Genomic DNA, 16084 nt, shown 5'->3' with positions numbered 1-16084 from the left:
ACGCAAGGTGCGATGCTCCCGAAGCCGGTTGAACGCCATCGCTCGCGCTGAGGTGCCCTACCCTATGCATGTCGCGAGCCTCGACTGGCGCTCATCACGGACCCCCGAGCATTTTGACGCGTGAGCATTGCGAACTGATTTTCGAGTGCTAGACGGCTCGCATGCTCCTCGCCGCCATTCTGCTACTCTCGGTTCAGGAAGACGATAACCCCGTCCTCGCCGATTACGTCACTTGTGTCGTTCACCAGGTAGAGAAGCTCTACAAAACGCCAGAACCTGCGAACAACGTCGCGCGCACGGCTATGCACGGCTGCCAAGACAAGGAATCGGGGCTGAAGGCGTCCGTGCGGGACGACTTGACCACCGACCTGGTCAAAGGTGGTATGTCGGTCCACGATGCCGAGCTTGCCGCGAACAAGCAGATGGACGATGGCTGGGCGGAATACATGCTCAACCTCGAGCATAACACCGAGGAGACCATCCTCCGCTTCAGGGCTCGCCTTCAGCAGCGATAACGCGGCTCGGCGCCTTGCATGCACTTCGCAGACGCCGGCGGTGTTCGTGTGCGCTTGCTAGAGAGCGTTCACCTCAGATCCAACCAGTCGCCGCCCGCAGCAGATTCAATCAGCGCCCAGCTACCAGGAACAATCTTCGGTACAATCTGGGGACCTCTTTGGGATCGCAGCTAGGTGCCATCCGCATCGCTGTTGATCGCCCTCAGTGGCTCAAGTTGGCCTGTGGACTTCTCAGATGTAACCGTGCTGAACGACATCACCCGAAAAAGTGCGAGATCTGGGGATGGATGTGCAGCCTGCTCAAGCTATCACGCTGAACGTCAACGACGGACTTCCCGACGAGGTTTGGTGCTCAATCGACGAGACATACAAGCTCATGCCTGAATGGCGGGGATATCGCGACGGCATCCCCTACTGGTTTGGCCACGAGGATGATCCTCAGTTTCTTTGGGCTTCGATCGAGCCGGCAGGCTTACTGGTCAGTGGTGTTCTGTGGGAAGAACTGTGGGAAGCCTGGATAGGCGAGCTCATGGCTCGACTGTCCGGCGTGCTGGGCAGAGAGGTGAGCGATGCGAGCGCGTGATCCGAGGTTGGTCACGATCGCATACCTCTCGCGATCCGCGGCCGCGTTCGCGCGATCGTCCGTTTCATTTACCTGCAGGATGCGCTTCGAGGCTGAACGGGTATGGGCGACCGCGATAACGTAGCGGTCGTATTCTCTACTATCCGCTCTTTGAGCTCCGTATCAGCAATCGGCAAGCCGATCTCGAGACGCTTGGAAGCTTCTTCGCCAGCGAAGACCAAACCCGCAAATGGCGACGCCGGCGATCATCAAAGCCCAGCTCGCCGGCTCGGGAACGCCACTTGAGAACGCCCCGACATACGAGCCCCGCAGGAAACCGGTTTGCCTGGTAAGCGCGTCACGCGTGCCGTACTCGAAGCTGGAGTAGTATGTTGGGCCTTGCCCGATGATGCTGTCGAGCGTGAGCGGGGTACCGTCGTCAGCCTGGCGGAGAACGCCACCGATCGAGACGAGCTGAGACTTACCCGGGCCCCCGCCAAAGGGTTCACTTGCATCGCCGGTGGTTGGCTTGCCACTCAGAAAGAAGGTAAAGGCAACGCTCTCCTCGCTCATGTTCGATCCCGGGAAGAACGAGAAGGCACGATAGAGTTCGATGAACGGAACATATGCAGGCTCGGCCGACAGGGCATAGGTGTAGCCACTCATCGTGACAGCTACGTTGGACAGAGCCAAATCGTAGATCGCATAGCCCTCCGAAGCCTCGAAGAGCGACGCCTTCGCAGGGTCGAAGGTGAAAGAGAAACTGAAGGGGCTTCCTACTGGAACCGTGCCGGTCAGCGGCAGCTTGCCTGCAACTTGGGACAGTGTGCCAGAGCCGCTGTAGGTGACGGGAGCGGCGACAGCCTGTGATGCAGCGACCGCGAAGAAGGCCACCAAAGCGAAAGATCTGAGCCGCATTCGAAGCCTCCTAGTTCCGTGCACGTTGAAGCAACATGCTTCCTTGGCGCCTACGCGGCAAGAGTCACAATCCTCTATCAACTGCGCTGATGATCGAGAGCATGATGGTACCGTTTCGGGACAGTTCTGCACGGGCCGCTAACATGAGTAGATGAGCCTGGTCGCCGCTGGCGACGCTGCGAAATGGAGAACGCGCCTGCCAAGCATCGACCGCAGCTCTTGAAAGCTGCCGATTTGCCAGAAGCGTGCCAGCTTCCACTACGCTTGAGAACGCTCACGCCCGCCAAATGAAGCGTCACCTTCACACCAACATGAAACCCCTATAATCGATGTTCCATGCCACATCGTTTCCTGATGCTCTGGGGAGAGTGTCGGATGTGGCTTGAGCGGGGTATTCAATGTCCAGAAACTATCTACTTGCATGCATTCTTGCAGCTCTTTCCTGCTCCTCCGTGCAGGCACAGACTTCTTCGGGCACGGACGAGGTCCTGACCAACGAGACTGTGCTCTCCCTAGCTGCGGCTGGGATTCCGGATGAAGCTCTGGTCGCGAAGATCAAGGCGTCGAAGGGGATGTACGACACGTCCACCGCGAACATCCTGACGCTGAAGCAGAAGGGTCTCTCCGGCCCTGTGATCGCAGCGATGATCGGGGCGGCGGACATCGCGTCGAAGCCGGCCATGTCGATGGATGCAGCGGATCCCATGATTCCTCACCCGGCAGGAGTGTACTTCGTCTCGCCGGAGCCCGATCACAAGATGGTCGTGATGCAACCGACGGTCTCGTCGCAGGCGAAGACGGGCGGCATATTCGGCTATGCACTCACCGGGGGATTGGCTTCGATGAGCATCAAGGCGGCGATTCCTGGATCCGCGGCAGCGCTGAGCACGAGCAAGCAGCCGACGTTCTACTTCTTTTTCGACGACTCCAACCCCGGCACGGCTGCCCAGACCAGCGCTTGGCTCGCAGGCAGCGCTTCTGTGGTAAAGAGCCCGTCCGAATTTTCTCTCGTGCAGCTCATGGAGAAGAAGGGGCGCCGGGAAGCTCGTGTTGGCAGCGCCAACATCGCCGGCGCGAAGACGGGTATCATGGACAAGGACCGCATCGAGTTCAACTATGAGCAGGTTCGACAAGGCGTATTCAAGGTCACGCCGAAGCAACCTTTGGAAGCGGGTCAGTATGGATTCGTCTACTCCGTCGCCGGTGCCGCCGGGGGCGCCCTCACCGCCCGGGTCTACGACTTCGGCGTAAAGTGAGAAGCGGTGGGAGAGCTCTCGCTCTCCCACAAAGCGCGACGTGGGGGTCCGCCCCGTATCGTCACACCGCGGCACGGTTACACGTCGGAGGCGCAGACGGGTTGCGGCTCCCGATCCCCTCCCTGAGGTACATGCCTCGGGACTTACCGAGACGGGAGCACAACCGCTATCAATCTACGACTCGCACCTCCTGCGACGACGCCGCCGGCACGTGATCCCGGTCTAAGTAGTGGCAGAAATCGACACCAGGATGACCTTTCAGCCAGTCGCGAGAGGTGCGAGCAAGGGGCGACTGAAAGGAACCCCGATGATCCGAACGCCTAGCTTGTGTGCTCCACTCCTGCTTGCAGCCACTGCCCTCGGCGCGGCCTGCGGTCTGAATATTGTTGCTTCGGCAACGCCTTTGGGTGTGCCGAACCACGAGGAAGGTGACCGCCTGCCCCTCGTCCATGTGAGCAAGCACCCCGGAGCGCTGCCGGTAGTCGTGATCGTGGCGACGAAGGAGGCCGTTCTGTCCGACTTCGTCGTGCCCTATGGAGTACTGGCGCAGTCCGGAATCGCCAGGGTTATTGCCGTCAATATGACGACTGGCGATCTTAAGGCGGGCCCGCTCACGATCGTACCGGACATGACGGCGGCCGAGTTCGATCGCGCTCATCCGGAGGGAGCTGACTACGTGATCGTGCCTGCTACCTCGGACAAGCACGCGGAGGAGGTTGCATGGTTACGAAAGCAACATTCCCGCGGTGCCGCACTGATCTCGATCTGTGACGGTGTTGAGCTAGTCGCAGATGCTGGCCTGCTCGACGGTCGCAACGCGACGGGGCACTGGGCGTCGCTGTCCTCTCGCCGCAAGCAATATTCCAAGGTCACCTGGCGTACGAACACCCGCTATGTCGCGGATGGCGACATTGCCTCCAGCGCTGGAGTATCCGCCGCCCTTCCCATCAGCTTGGCTTTGATTGAGACCATGGCGGGGGCAGAAGTGGCGCACCGTACGGCCGAGCGCTTCGGCGAGCTTTCCTGGCAAGCATCGCACGAGAGCGACATTTTTAGGATCCGCCGCGACGACACTGCCGTGCACAAGGTCAACATGCGAGCGAAACCCGAAACCATCTCGTTTGCCGTTCAGGATGGCAGCGAGGAGGTTGCGCTTTCGCTACAGGCCGAGGCATGGTCGCGCACCATGCGCGACGAGGTCCACCTCGTCTCCGACAAGGGCGACGCGGTGCGGTTGCGGGGAGGCCTGCGCATAAGAACGAAAGCTGCGGCGACGATCGCACCGGACCTCCGCATCACCCTTGAGGAACAGCCCCGAGGTACCGCCGCATTGAACGTCGCACTCGACGCGATCGCGCGGCGCTATGGTAGCGGCACGGCACGCCTCTCCGCCTTGGCCATGGAGTATCCCTGGGGTGATCTACAGGTTGTGAAATGACAGATCCAACTTCTCTGGGGCTGCACGACGTCGGCAGCAGCGCTCCCGAGCGATCCCCGGGACCAGTCACCGTCGTTCTGCTTGCCTATGAAGGCATGAATCTGCTCGACCTGGCAGGGCCGCTGCAGGCATTTACCACTGCGAACAGAAGTGTACCCGCCGGCGCGACCTCGCGCTATGCACCCGTCATTGCTTCGGAACATGGCGGCCAGGTCGTCACCGGATCAGGCCTGCCCGTCGTTACCGACAGCATCGCCTCGCTGAAAGGCGAGGCGATAGATACCCTTATAGCTCCCGGAGGGTGCTCCGGCGAAGACTATGTGGTTGCGCCTGGCCTGCGGGAGTTCGTCGCAATGCGCGCAGGCTCCGTTCGCAGGCTCTGCTCGATCTGCACGGGCGCATTTCTGCTGGCCGCGGCCGGCCAGCTCGAGAGCAGGCGGGTGGCGACGCACTGGGCCTGGCTCGAGAAGCTCAAGGCCCTTCATCCAAGCCTGGATGTAGATCCCGACAGCATCTTCGTCCGTGACGGCAAGCTCTGGACGTCGGCCGGAGTGAGTTCGGGAATCGACCTCGCTCTGGCCCTTATAGAAGAAGATTTTGGTCCTCGCGTCGCCATTGATGCCGCACGCCAGATGGTCGTGTTCATGAAGCGATCCGGTGGTCAGTCGCAATTCAGCGTTCCGCTCGTCATGCAGTCGCGGGATCCAGCATTCGTCCAGCTTCATGCCTGGATGGCGCAGAACCTGACGGCTGATCTATCCGTCGTACGACTGGCCGAGCGTGCGGGAATGGCGCCCCGCACGTTCGCACGCACCTATACAACGAAGGTTGGTCGTACCCCGGCCAAGACGGTCGAGCTGATGCGTCTCGAGGCTGCCCGTGGCGTATTGGAGCTGACCGACCTGCCACTCAAAAGCGTCGCCGCCAATTCGGGGTACGGTGATGAGCAGACCATGAGACGCGCCTTCCAGCGACACCTCGGCACCAATCCCGCCACCCATCGCTCCCGATTTTCCAAGCACGCCTGAGGTGCGGCAAGCAAGGCGGCCATGCGCACGATGGAACACGGAGGGGGAGTTGGCTATCGCCCCGGCAAGTGTCGGTCGCTTTCAGCTCGACCACTCACTACGTTCCCGTCGCCGACCAGGTTCTCGCAGCGGTCTCGCATGATCGACAACGCCCTACCGGAGCGCACTAAGCGCGGAACGTAGCTCGTCCGGGTTCGCCAACCGGCCTTCTTCAGCCGCCTGCAGACCTTCCCAAGTGACAACCGACTCCGCCAGCACGCGTTGGCCTTCCGCAGTCAGCGAAAGCAGCTTTCCGCGCCTATCCGACGGGTCCGTTTTCGCCTGCACCAAGCCTCGCCGTTCCAGCGGCTTCAGCGCGGCAGTCAGCGTCGTTCGGTCCACTGCCAGAAGGTCCGCAACCCATCGCACGGAGCCAGGCTCCGGGCGGTTGAGAGACATCAGTAGCGAGAATTGTCCGCTGGTGATGCCATGCCGCTTCAGGCCGGCATCGAACCTTCTCGCCACCAACCGAGCGGCGCGCTGCGTGTGTAAACAGAGGCAAGCGCCATGAACCTGAACGGCCTTGCTGAACGATACGGATTGTGACACAGCCATACATAGGTTGATACCAACCTATTTTTCGGCTTTCAAGGATGTTGGATGATTACTCTCTACGCTTTCGGCAGCTGCCCTGATTTCGCGAGGGGTCTTACGCGCGACCTGAGGGTCCGGTGGGCGCTTGAGGAAGCTGGCCTGCCGTACGAAACCGTACTCATCGACTACGCGGCATCGAGAAGCTCGGCGCATTTGGAGCTCAACCCCTTTGGCCAGGTTCCCGCGGTCCAGGCCGCAGGACTCCCGACGTTCGAATCGGGCGCGATAGTTCTCCATATCGCCGAGAAGTCAGAGACTCTGCTCCCGTCCGATCCCGGTGCGCGTGCAGCAGCAATCTCCTGGATGTTCGCCGCCTTGAACTCGATAGAGCCGATGCTCCTCGGTCTTCTCGATGCCGACATATTTCACGCCAGAGAGCCATGGGCCAAGGAGATGCGAGCCGCCATGGAGGCCCGTGCAACGAAGCGTCTCGCCTTGCTCGAAGCGCACCTGGAAAATCGTGAGTACGTCACGGGTCAGTTCACGGCAGCGGACCTCCTCATGACCACGGTCCTGCGGATGCTCCGGCACACCGAGCTGTTGGGGCGGTTCCCTCACGTCTCCGCATTGAAGGAACGCTGTCAAGCTCGCCCTGCGTTTCAGAAGGCGCTTGCCGACCAGCTGAGTTCGCTCGATCGTACGATCGGAGAACAGGCACGATGATCGCGCCACGTGAAATAGGCTGTGCGGCTCCGGCTCTTCCTAAGCCGCTGACGGACCTGCTGTCAGGCTATCAGTGGTCACGGAACTTCGTGGGTGAGTCCGGCGGTGCCGTGTACCGCCTACATGGCCGTGGGGATGGGTGCGACCTGTATGTCAAACACGGGACTGGGCAGGTTGCGGATGATCTCGTCGCCGAGGTGGCTCGGCTCCGCTGGCTGCTGAAGGAGGAGGTATCCGTACCAGAGGTCCGGCACTTCGTTCTCGCTCTGGGCGAAGCATGGCTTGTGATGACGGCCTTGCCGGGTGAAACAGCTTACCAGGCCTTGGTCTCGAGACCAGAACAGCGAGCGGCGATCATAGACTCTGTCGCCGACTATCTGCGTCGGCTGCACGACATCCCCGTGACCGCATCGCCGTTCCGCAGTGATCATCACAGCAGGCTCGCCGGTGCGCGCGACTGTATCGACGCTGGCATGGTTGACGTCGACGACTTCGATGATGAGCGCGAGGGGTGGACGGCGGATCAAGTCTGGGATGAGTTGCAGCACCTCCTGCCTCTGGCCGAAGAGTCGGTGGTCACCCACGGTGACTTCTCCCTCGACAACATCTTGTTGGCCGACGGCGTAGTGGCCGGGTGCATAGACGTGGGCCGTGCGGGTTCGGCGGATCCGTATCAGGATCTTGCCATCTTGTGGAACTGCCTCGGCGAGTTCGGCAGCGCGCTTCAGGCGAGGCTGTTCACGAGCTATGGCATCGACCTGCCAGATGAGCGGCGGCTTCGATTCCATCTTCTGCTGGACGAGCTGTTCTGAGATGTTCGTCCGCACAGAAGAGCGCCCCTGAGGCAGCCGTGACGAAAAGTGTGGAAAATGGCAGGAAAGTGCGTTTGTCCTTCTCCTGCCATTCTCGGGCTCAGTGCTTCATGCGACAGATAGATGCCCGCCTTCCGAAACGCCATCCCGAGCCTCTACGTCGATTGGCCATAGGCCTTGGATCAGAAGCTCGCCCACTCGCCTACGTTCACCTGACCAGCCCGCGCGGACTGGGCTCGGTCACTACGAGGTGCGGAGTTTGCTTTGACGGCAAGGGATGGTTGATCGCTGCGGTGAGTGCGGAAGCGCGCGGCCGTTTCGCTGAGCACGACCACCTCTTGCGCAAGCTGTCGCGCGGCGGCGGAGGTTTCCTCGACCATCGCTGCGTTTTGCTGTGTTGCCCGGTCCATGTCGGCAAGCGCAACACTGATCTCGTTTACAGCCTTGGACTGAGATTGGTTCGCGGACGCCATCGTGGAGAGTTGCGCACGAACCGCATCGACGTCGCTTGTGATGTTGGTGAAGGCATCTCCGACGCGGAGAACCATGTCTACTGCGCCTTCAACTTGCAGCTGCGTAGCGGTCAGCTGGTCTCTGGCGCGGCCAGCCTCCTCCTCGGCGCGCATGGCCAATGCGGACACGAGGTCTGCGACAACCGCGAACCCTCGACCAGCTTCTCCGGCGCGTCCCGCTTCCACCGCGGCGTTCATCGCAAGAACCCGCGTCTGGAAAGCGATCTTGTCGAGACCTTCGATGACGCTGTCGATCCCCTTGGCGCTATCATGGACCTTCCCCATGGCCTCGGCCGCTTCGGTGGCCGTGGCCCGACCCGCGTCGACGGTGTGAACCGCGGCCTCAGCCCGGGTGACGGTGTGCCGAGCGGTTGTCGCGGTCTCGACCAGCCGCTTGTCGATCTGAGAAATGGCTGCTGTGGTCTGTTCGAGCGCAGCGGCGTTAGCTTCCGTCCGCTTCGCAAGGTTTTCCGACGCATGCGCGATTTCCGTTGATCCGCCACGAATCACCGTTGCGCTTTCGTTGATCGCAGACAGAAGAGACTGAAGCTGATCAAGCGTTTGATCGAACGCCTGTTCCAGGGTTCGATAGGCCTCGGGAAGACGCCCTTTCAGAGACTGCGTGAGATCTCCGTCCGCTAGCGCGGCAAGCCCCCCGCTTACGGTAGTGATGATGAAGCGGAGCTCATCGGCCTGCTGCTGGCGCTCGAGGGCTGTCGCAGCCTCCGTCTCGGACCGCTGCTGGCTCTCGAGCCGCAGCGCGTCGAGGAGACGTGTCATGCTGCTTGCCATTAGGACCAGGGCCCCAGCCTCTGCAATCAGGACGACGGCGTGCAGCAGGATGCGACCCAGCCCGCCGCCATTGGTGAATACCCAGTCGGGCATGAGCATGCCCAGAAGCAGATGGTGGACCGCGACAACCACTGTTCCAGCAATCAGGGCCTTGGGGTCACAAAGCACGGCACTCGCGGCAAGAGCTGCGAAGAAGATCATGTGCAGATCTACCTGCCAAGCTTCGCCTTTGAACAGGATCAGCAACAGCGCCGGCTGCGCGACGATCGTCATCGTGACCATCATCCGAGATCGCGCATCAATCGCCCCATTCAGTGCCAGGAAAACCGGATAGGCGACCAGAAGCGTGGCCACGATGCCAAGCGACCAATCCCCAATAATTGCTGCTCCCGCCACATTGGCGAGTGCCATGGACGCCATCAGAGCTGCCAGGAAGCGCATTCCGATGAGGCGCAGCGCGTTTAGCGAAAGCGTATTCACCGCATCATTTTCCTTGAAGTTTGCCGCACAGCGGAGGGGACCCGGTAACCACGAGGACGCCGCTTCTGAGCATCTGAGGCAATAGTCGAATTCGCTTGCCCTGGACGAAGCGCGAGCCCGGCAGATAACCGATCCCCGTCAGGACCGCTCCGGACTGCGCGACAAGCGTATCTATGTTTTGAGCAGCATGAGATGTTAGAGGCACCAGCAGCATGGGCCCGTGCTCGGGAGGCGCGAGCGCGGTGAGCGACGACGCAAAGATGAGGGCCACCTGCGCTGCCATCGCGACGCGGCCAGCCGTTTGACCGCGAGAGGGGTTCGAGACCAACGTCATGATTTCGATTAAACCAAGCCGCCGCTGAAGAGCGGTTAAGAATGAACTGAAGGAAACTACGTAGACCTGCCTGTTCGAGGAGATGCGAGATATCTCAGCTCAAGGTCAGTCCATCCGTGCCCCGCTTCGTCAGCATACGCCCCATCGCGTTGAGCAGCGCAGTCATGGCCACTGGCTTCATGATGACCTCGTCGGCACCTGCAGCCATACACCGTTCCCGCAGGTCCGTGGCGGCATCGGCGGTCACGACGATTACTGGCAGCGCGGCTTTTTCCCCTGCTGTGGCGCGCAGATGCTGAATGGCGGTCAGCCCATCCATGCCGGGCATGCGCAGGTCCATAAGCACGATACTGTAGTCGCCGTCGGCGATCATCCTGAGGCCTGTTTCCGCATCCGCAGCCTCTTCCATATTCGCTCCTACGACTCGCAACATGTCCTTCACGACGCGGCGGTTCATGGGGTCGTCTTCAACGAAAAGAATCTGCATGGTACGCTCCGTGGATCACGCATGCCTATCATCACGGCGTAAATTGTTGCTTAGGATGCTGAGCCAATTCGGGAAACTCGGTAGATCGCTCCTCATCAGCATAGATGCCCTGCAGCGCCGCTATCAGCTGAACCGCATTGATCGGTTTGACGATCAGCTGCGTCGCCCCCAGGTGCTCCATTTCGTCGAGCGGCAGATCGTCACCCGGCGCGAACAGCAGGCTGATTGGCACGCCGGCCTCCCGACAAGTCGCGACGAGAGATCGCAGCGGATCCATCAGGAGCTGGCCTTGTACCGTCGCTGAGCGAGCCTCAACCAACAGGTGATCCGCCGTCGCAGCACGAATCGCGGCGATTGCGCTGTCGCCGTCGGGTAGACAATCGACTACGGCCGCGACGGGCTCAAGGATGCTGCGCATCATCCCCTGGGTCAGCGGGTTGCCCTCGACCAGCAGCAGGCGCGCTTCCGCCAGCGAGGCAGGCCGGCCACAACGCTGCGGTACGTCCGCCCCGTCGTCGGGGCGCTGCAACGGCACGCGGAGCGTGAAGCGAGAGCCCGCTCCAACCGCGCTGACGACACTGAGTTCGCCGCCCAAGGCGTGCGCCAGCTTGCGGCAGATCGACAGGCCAAGTCCCGTTCCGCTGAACTGGCGGTCAAGGCCGCCATCAACCTGGTGAAATGCCTCGAACACGCGCTCGATGTGGTCTGCAGGGATGCCGATGCCGCTGTCCTCCACTTCGACGACCAGCATTTCTGAGTCGTCCGCAGCATGGGCGCGAAGCGTCACGCTGCCTTCGCGCGTGAACTTGACCGCATTCGACAGCAGGTTGCCAATGATCTGGCGAAGCCGCGCGCCATCGGAGAGGATGCGAGCGGGCGCCGCGCCGATCTCGAGGTGGAGCGCGATGTCCTTGGCGGCGGCATGCCCGCTCCACAGGCGCGCGGCATCCTCAAGGATGGCGCGGAACGCGACGTCCTCCTGCACGACTGCGACTTCGCCCGTCTCCATCTTGGCAACGTCGAGGATGTCGTCGACCAGGGCGCGCATTGCCTCGCCGGCACCGAACACCACCTGCACCTGCTCGCGCGCCTCCGCATCCAGGCGGGGATTGGTCAGCAAAATCTGCGCCATGCCGAGAATGCCGTTGAGCGGCGTGCGGATTTCGTGACTGGTCGTAGCCAGGAACTCGGTCTTCGCCTTCAGCGCTTTCTCCAGCGCCGTGTTAGTCTGGTTGAGAACGATGTTGGCGGCGCGCGTTTCATTGCGGCTCTTGCGGATCCGCAGCGCGCTGATCAGCAGCAGCACCAGCACGATCGTCGCCGCCGCGAATAGGCTCAGGAGCAGCTTGGTGCGGAACTCGGCCTGCTGCTGGTGGATACGGGCATCGCGCTCGAAGATCTTCTGCTTCTGGTTCTGGAAGTCGAAGCGCGCAGCCATCAGCTGCGACGCCGCCGAAGCGGTGAGACGGCTCGCCTCCTTGTCGAGGCGCTCGAAGGCCTTGAGATGCTGGAATGCCATCGCGTGATCGCCGAGCTTTTCAAACACGTCCGCTGCGGTGGCATGAAACTCCTTGTTGGGCATCGTCGTCTTGGTGAGATCGTCGCCAGCGAAGGTCTTACGCAGCAGCGCTGCTGCGCCCGCGACGTCCCCCTGCGCGGCTTTCAGCTTCGCGGCAGCGGCATAGACCGCCGGCCGCAATGAGGCGGCGTCGCCCGATCGAGACAGACCCAGTGCCTCGGCGATTGCCTGGCCTGCAGCGCCGAACTTATGACGCTCCGTCTCCGCGCTGGCGAGATTGGCGAGGATCTGGACCTTGAGCAACGGGCTGCCGAGTTCGCGAGCGCTCTTCAGCGCACCCCGGTAATCGCGCTCTGCCTCGTCATAGCGACCGAGCAGGCGGAGCACCTCCGCACGGTTGTTGAACGTGCTCAGGCGGAAGCCTGGATCGGCGGAGTAGAGTTCGCCGGCCTGTGAGTAATAGTCGAGCGCGCGCGGATAGTCGCCGGCGTCGGAATAGATCTGGCCGATGTCCTGCAGCGAGATCGCCTGGCTGCGGACTTCGCGGGCGGCGCGGAAGATGTCGTGTGCGCGCTGATAATCCTGCAGCGCCTCGACGATGTTGCCCGCGGTCGCCGCGATCGCGCCGCGCGAGCGCATCAGATCGCCCTGCAACTTGGTATTCCAGCCATGGATTGCGACTCGCGCGAGCGCCGCATCGATGATCGGCCGCGCCTTGGCAGGCTCGCTGATCCGGATATAGGCCTCGCCCTTTAGCCATTCGGCCGTCGCCATCGCACGCTCTGCCTGCGGCGAGGCCCCAAGCGCATGCGCGCGCACCAGCGCCTTGTCGGCCAGCCCCAGGGCCTGGCCCGGGTCTGCCATCATCGCGGTCTTGGCGGCGGCGATGTCCTGATCGAACCGCGCGAGAGCGGCCTTCTCCGCCGTCGCCGGCGCCGATGGCATCTGGGCGATCGCGGGCGTCGCGATCGCGAGTGCCAGCAGACACAGGCCTTCCACCCATCGCATCCGGCCGAATCTCCCTTCGCCAGAACATCTTAGGGCGAAAAGGTTAAAGCATGGCCAACCATGCCGGCTGCGCCCCCGGGCACAGCCGGCAGGACTGACTCAGAAGTTCATTCGGAAGGCGGCCCCGCCGGTGAGGCGCGGCAGTGCCTGCGTCTGCGTACCGTTGAGCGTCGCGCGGCCGAAGACGCTAACCTGCGCCGCCCCATTGAACATCGTCCGCCCATACAAGGCTTCGCCGACATATTGCCGCTCGGGAACCCCGAGGTTGAAACGCTGGGTGAGCGGCCCCAGTTCACCCGTCTGCCTGTCGATGACCTGCACCGTCGTAAGATCGACGCTCGCCCGTTCGAGGTGCATCGGCTGCGCCAGCGTCATGCGGAACAGGTCGGTCTTGCCGAACAATTCGCTCTTCGTAAGCCCGAACTGAAACGAGGTGCTGACCAGACCGCCGCCGGCCGGCGTGATCGTTGCGGCGCCTGCCGCTCGGGTGCGGCCGATGGTTCCGGTCGCAGCAAGTGCCAGGGTCGGCGTCAGGGCAAGGTCTGCGCCGAGCGTGACGCCGTCGCTGATGCTGCCGCGGGCGAAATCATAGGGATCGGCCGATTCGATGCCGAGCATCGCCTTGGCCTCGCGCAGGCGCGTGTAGCTCGCGCTCAGCGCGCCGTTGCCGGCGGTGTAGCGCACCGCGACATTCTGCGCGCCAGCCCGATAGGGATCCACTGCACCCATTGCGAAGGCCGTGAGCGCATCCATTTGCCGCAGGTCGCGGCGCAGCGTCCGCTGGGTGAGCCCGCTCGAGATCGTCCAGTGATCGCTCAGCGCGACGCTGGTCTGGAGATAGCCGCCGCCCGACGCGAAGCCCATCAACGGGTTGGCACCGCCAACATTGGGATCAAAGTCCGAAGGCAGTGCGAAGCTACCGCCGCCGAGCTGGGTTGCACCATCGCCGTCGCCAAGGGTGAAGGCGACGCGGTTGCCCGGGGTGACCAGTCGCACCGCGGTTTGATAGGGCACCTGGCTCTGGTAGAAGCCGAGCATGCGGGTGCGCGGCGCCACCGCCATTGAGAGCTGCAGGCCGCCCTTGTTGGAGATCGGCGCGGAATAGGCGAAGCCGCTGAAGGCGCCCGGCCCCTTTACGCCGGGACCAGCCTTGGTCGTCGCCCAGGCCATGAAGCGGCTGTAGATATAGCTCTGCAGATATTCGTTCGAGCCGGTCAGCGACATCGCCGTTGCATCGGTGAGCTTGCTCGACACCGGGATGGCGAAGTCGCGGAAGGTCGCGCCAACGTCTTCATAGGCATAGAAGAACATGCCGGCCGCTTCCCACTTGGCCTGCTCCTTGGGGTCGCGGATCTTGGCGGCCTGGGTGGCAACGATGTTGCCCTTCGCGTCGTACTGATACCATTTCAGCCCGTCGAAGCTCAGTGGCGACAGGGCAGCGGTGACGTCGAGGATGCCCACGCCGTAGACGGGGTCGACACCCGGTGCGCCGGCGTCGCGGGCGGACTTCAGGATGATGTCCACCGTTTCCTTGGGATAGTTGGAAAGCCAAGGCCAGCGATCATGGAGCAGCGCGATTGTGCCGGTGACCAGCGGCGCGGCGAACGAGGTGCCCGATGCGCGCGTCACGCCGCCCTGCCCGTCCGACACCAGGATCATCTCGCCCGGCGCGGTGATGAAGCGGTTCATCAGCTTCATGTCGGGCGCGCACTTGCCCTTCGCGTCGACGAGGCACGCACTGCCGGGCTGGTTCGAGAACGCGGAAATCGTGCCCGTTGGCCCGACCGAGCCGACCACGATCATGTAGGGGTTGGCTTTGTCCCATTTGATGTCCTGCGTTTGCGAGACACCGTCATTGCCCGCCGCGATGACGAAAATCGTCTTCTTCGCGTAGGCTGCGACATCCGGGTCGCCGAACACGTCGTTCCAACCCTGCGGCAGGGTCTTGCCGGGCTCGCCGAGCGACATGTTGACGATGCTCGCATTGTTCTGCGCGATCATCAGCACGCCGTTCCTGACGTCGGTCCAGTTGGCCGTGCCCGAGCTGTCGAACGGATTGTACGCGACGACCGAAGCCATCGGCGCGATGCCCATCACGCCCTTGCCGTCGTGCGCGGCGATGATCAGGCTCGCCACCGCGGCGCCATGGCCATTCGAGAAGTCCGAAATGCCGCTATACTTGGTGATGTTGCTGGTGCCGTCGCCGGTCACGGTGAAGTCGAGCAGGCCGACGATCGACCGCTTGCCCTCGCCGATCGTCTTGGTGATGGCAGGCGACCAGTTGATCGTCTGCATCCACCAGTCGGTGCGGTCCATGCCCGAATATTGGTTGAGCTGATCATACCAGTCAATGAAGAACATCTGCCGCGTATAGGCGTCGACCAACATCAGTGAGGTCGGATTGGTCAGATCGAGGCCCCACTTGGCCAACATCGGGTTGACGAAGCCGGCCTCGAAGGTCTTGCCGGTCTGCTTCTGAACGGCCGTGCCCCACGCATCCTTGGACTGGCCGATCATGCCATTGACCTTCGTGACCAGCGTCGACAGGTCGGCGGGCGCCGGGGTGGCCGACAGATTCAGCCAGTAACCGAGCGTATCCTTGCTGGTGGCATTATACGTTTCCGAGAAGGTCCTGATGTTGCCGATCATCGGATCGAGATCGCCCATCGCTGGCGCCAAATCGCCCCAGAACGTGCGGATATTGCCGACATAGGGGTCGACCGTGCCGCCGAACGTGCGGATGTTGCCGATATAGGGGCTCAGGTCGCCGCTGAAGGTGCGGATGTTGCCGACCAGCGGATCGAGGTCGCCGGTGAACGTGCGGATGTTGCCTACGTACGGGGTCAGTGTCCCGCTCAGCGTCTGCACGGGCTTGTCTGTCGAGACGGGACCAGGCCGAACTACTACTGGCTGTACGCGCGGGGACATGGGCGCTGGCGAAGGGGGCGTCGGATTGGAGGTGGTCTGGGCTTCGGCACCGACCGTGCCGATCAGGCCCGCAAAGCCAACTGTCCCCATAAGATACGAGCGGATCAACGTACGCACTGTCATCAGAAGCCCCGTTCAAGTCGGCTCCCCCGGCCGCCATCACTTTTGTATTGCCGTAGATGTGCGCTGCGACTGATTA

The 16084-nt window shown here is 62.4% G+C and carries 14 protein-coding genes; 7 read left to right on the top strand and 7 right to left on the bottom strand.

Annotated elements, in window-relative coordinates:
* Positions 1-161: 161 nt before the first annotated feature.
* Together V7E00_RS00710 and V7E00_RS00705 are read left to right on the top strand one after the other, a co-directional pair.
* A complete protein-coding gene (locus tag V7E00_RS00710; protein WP_066726336.1) occupies positions 162-515 on the top strand; it encodes a hypothetical protein in 354 nt (117 codons plus the stop codon).
* A 283-nt stretch (positions 516-798) separates the two neighbouring features.
* Entirely contained in the window at positions 799-1098 is a 300-nt protein-coding gene (locus V7E00_RS00705; RefSeq protein WP_066726339.1) for a hypothetical protein, read from the top strand.
* Positions 1099-1260: 162 nt separating this feature from the next.
* On the opposite strand, the gene V7E00_RS00700 is transcribed toward V7E00_RS00705, so the two are convergent.
* Positions 1261-1995 carry a PEP-CTERM sorting domain-containing protein gene (locus V7E00_RS00700; RefSeq protein WP_066726342.1) on the bottom strand — a complete coding sequence of 245 codons (735 nt, stop codon included), beginning with the start codon at positions 1993-1995 and terminating at the stop codon, positions 1261-1263.
* A 398-nt stretch (positions 1996-2393) separates the two neighbouring features.
* Here V7E00_RS00700 and V7E00_RS00695 point away from each other — a divergent pair, with 398 nt between their 5' ends.
* The 3 genes from V7E00_RS00695 to V7E00_RS00685 all read left to right on the top strand — a co-directional run bounded on the left by V7E00_RS00695 (position 2394) and on the right by V7E00_RS00685 (position 5717).
* Positions 2394-3251, top strand: a complete 858-nt coding sequence (locus tag V7E00_RS00695; protein ID WP_084253596.1) for a hypothetical protein — start codon at positions 2394-2396, stop codon at positions 3249-3251.
* A gap of 307 nt (positions 3252-3558) precedes the next feature.
* Positions 3559-4689, top strand: coding sequence for a DJ-1/PfpI family protein (locus V7E00_RS00690; RefSeq protein WP_169804550.1), 1131 nt, complete (start codon positions 3559-3561; stop codon positions 4687-4689).
* Positions 4686-5717, top strand: coding sequence for a GlxA family transcriptional regulator (locus V7E00_RS00685; RefSeq protein WP_066726356.1), 1032 nt, complete (start codon positions 4686-4688; stop codon positions 5715-5717). Before V7E00_RS00690 ends, V7E00_RS00685 begins: the two co-directional genes overlap by 4 nt.
* Positions 5718-5870: 153 nt before the next feature.
* On the opposite strand, the gene V7E00_RS20030 is transcribed toward V7E00_RS00685, so the two are convergent.
* The gene (locus V7E00_RS20030) at positions 5871-6155 is read right to left on the bottom strand and encodes a MarR family winged helix-turn-helix transcriptional regulator (protein WP_245653681.1); all 285 of its coding nucleotides are present in this window, start codon (positions 6153-6155) and stop codon (positions 5871-5873) included.
* 201 nt (positions 6156-6356) lie between these two features.
* Between V7E00_RS20030 and V7E00_RS00675 the strand changes: the two genes are divergently transcribed.
* Positions 6357-7013 (top strand): glutathione S-transferase family protein, encoded by a 657-nt coding sequence (locus V7E00_RS00675; RefSeq protein ID WP_066726362.1) that lies wholly within the window; start codon positions 6357-6359, stop codon positions 7011-7013.
* Positions 7010-7825 carry an APH(3')-I family aminoglycoside O-phosphotransferase gene (locus V7E00_RS00670; protein ID WP_066726365.1) on the top strand — a complete coding sequence of 272 codons (816 nt, stop codon included), beginning with the start codon at positions 7010-7012 and terminating at the stop codon, positions 7823-7825. Before V7E00_RS00675 ends, V7E00_RS00670 begins: the two co-directional genes overlap by 4 nt.
* 182 nt (positions 7826-8007) lie before the next feature.
* Here V7E00_RS00670 and V7E00_RS00665 read toward each other — a convergent pair whose 3' ends face one another.
* From V7E00_RS00665 to V7E00_RS00645, 5 genes are all read right to left on the bottom strand, one after another.
* The gene (locus V7E00_RS00665) at positions 8008-9570 is read right to left on the bottom strand and encodes a methyl-accepting chemotaxis protein (protein WP_066726368.1); all 1563 of its coding nucleotides are present in this window, start codon (positions 9568-9570) and stop codon (positions 8008-8010) included.
* Positions 9571-9613: 43 nt separating this feature from the next.
* Complete coding sequence (locus tag V7E00_RS00660) at positions 9614-9943, bottom strand: hypothetical protein (protein WP_333570871.1); 330 nt, start codon at positions 9941-9943, stop codon at positions 9614-9616.
* A gap of 94 nt (positions 9944-10037) precedes the next feature.
* A complete protein-coding gene (locus V7E00_RS00655; RefSeq protein ID WP_333570870.1) occupies positions 10038-10430 on the bottom strand; it encodes a response regulator in 393 nt (130 codons plus the stop codon).
* Between the two features lie 31 nt (positions 10431-10461).
* Positions 10462-12957, bottom strand: a complete 2496-nt coding sequence (locus tag V7E00_RS00650) for an ATP-binding protein (protein WP_066726372.1) — start codon at positions 12955-12957, stop codon at positions 10462-10464.
* A 99-nt stretch (positions 12958-13056) separates the two neighbouring features.
* A complete protein-coding gene (locus tag V7E00_RS00645) occupies positions 13057-15825 on the bottom strand; it encodes a S8 family peptidase (protein ID WP_066726373.1) in 2769 nt (922 codons plus the stop codon).
* Positions 15826-16084: the final 259 nt, after the last annotated feature.

Source organism: Sphingomonas sp. (assembly GCF_036731925.1).
GTDB lineage: Bacteria > Pseudomonadota > Alphaproteobacteria > Sphingomonadales > Sphingomonadaceae > Sphingomonas.
This window is presented reverse-complemented; position numbering and strand designations above follow the sequence as displayed.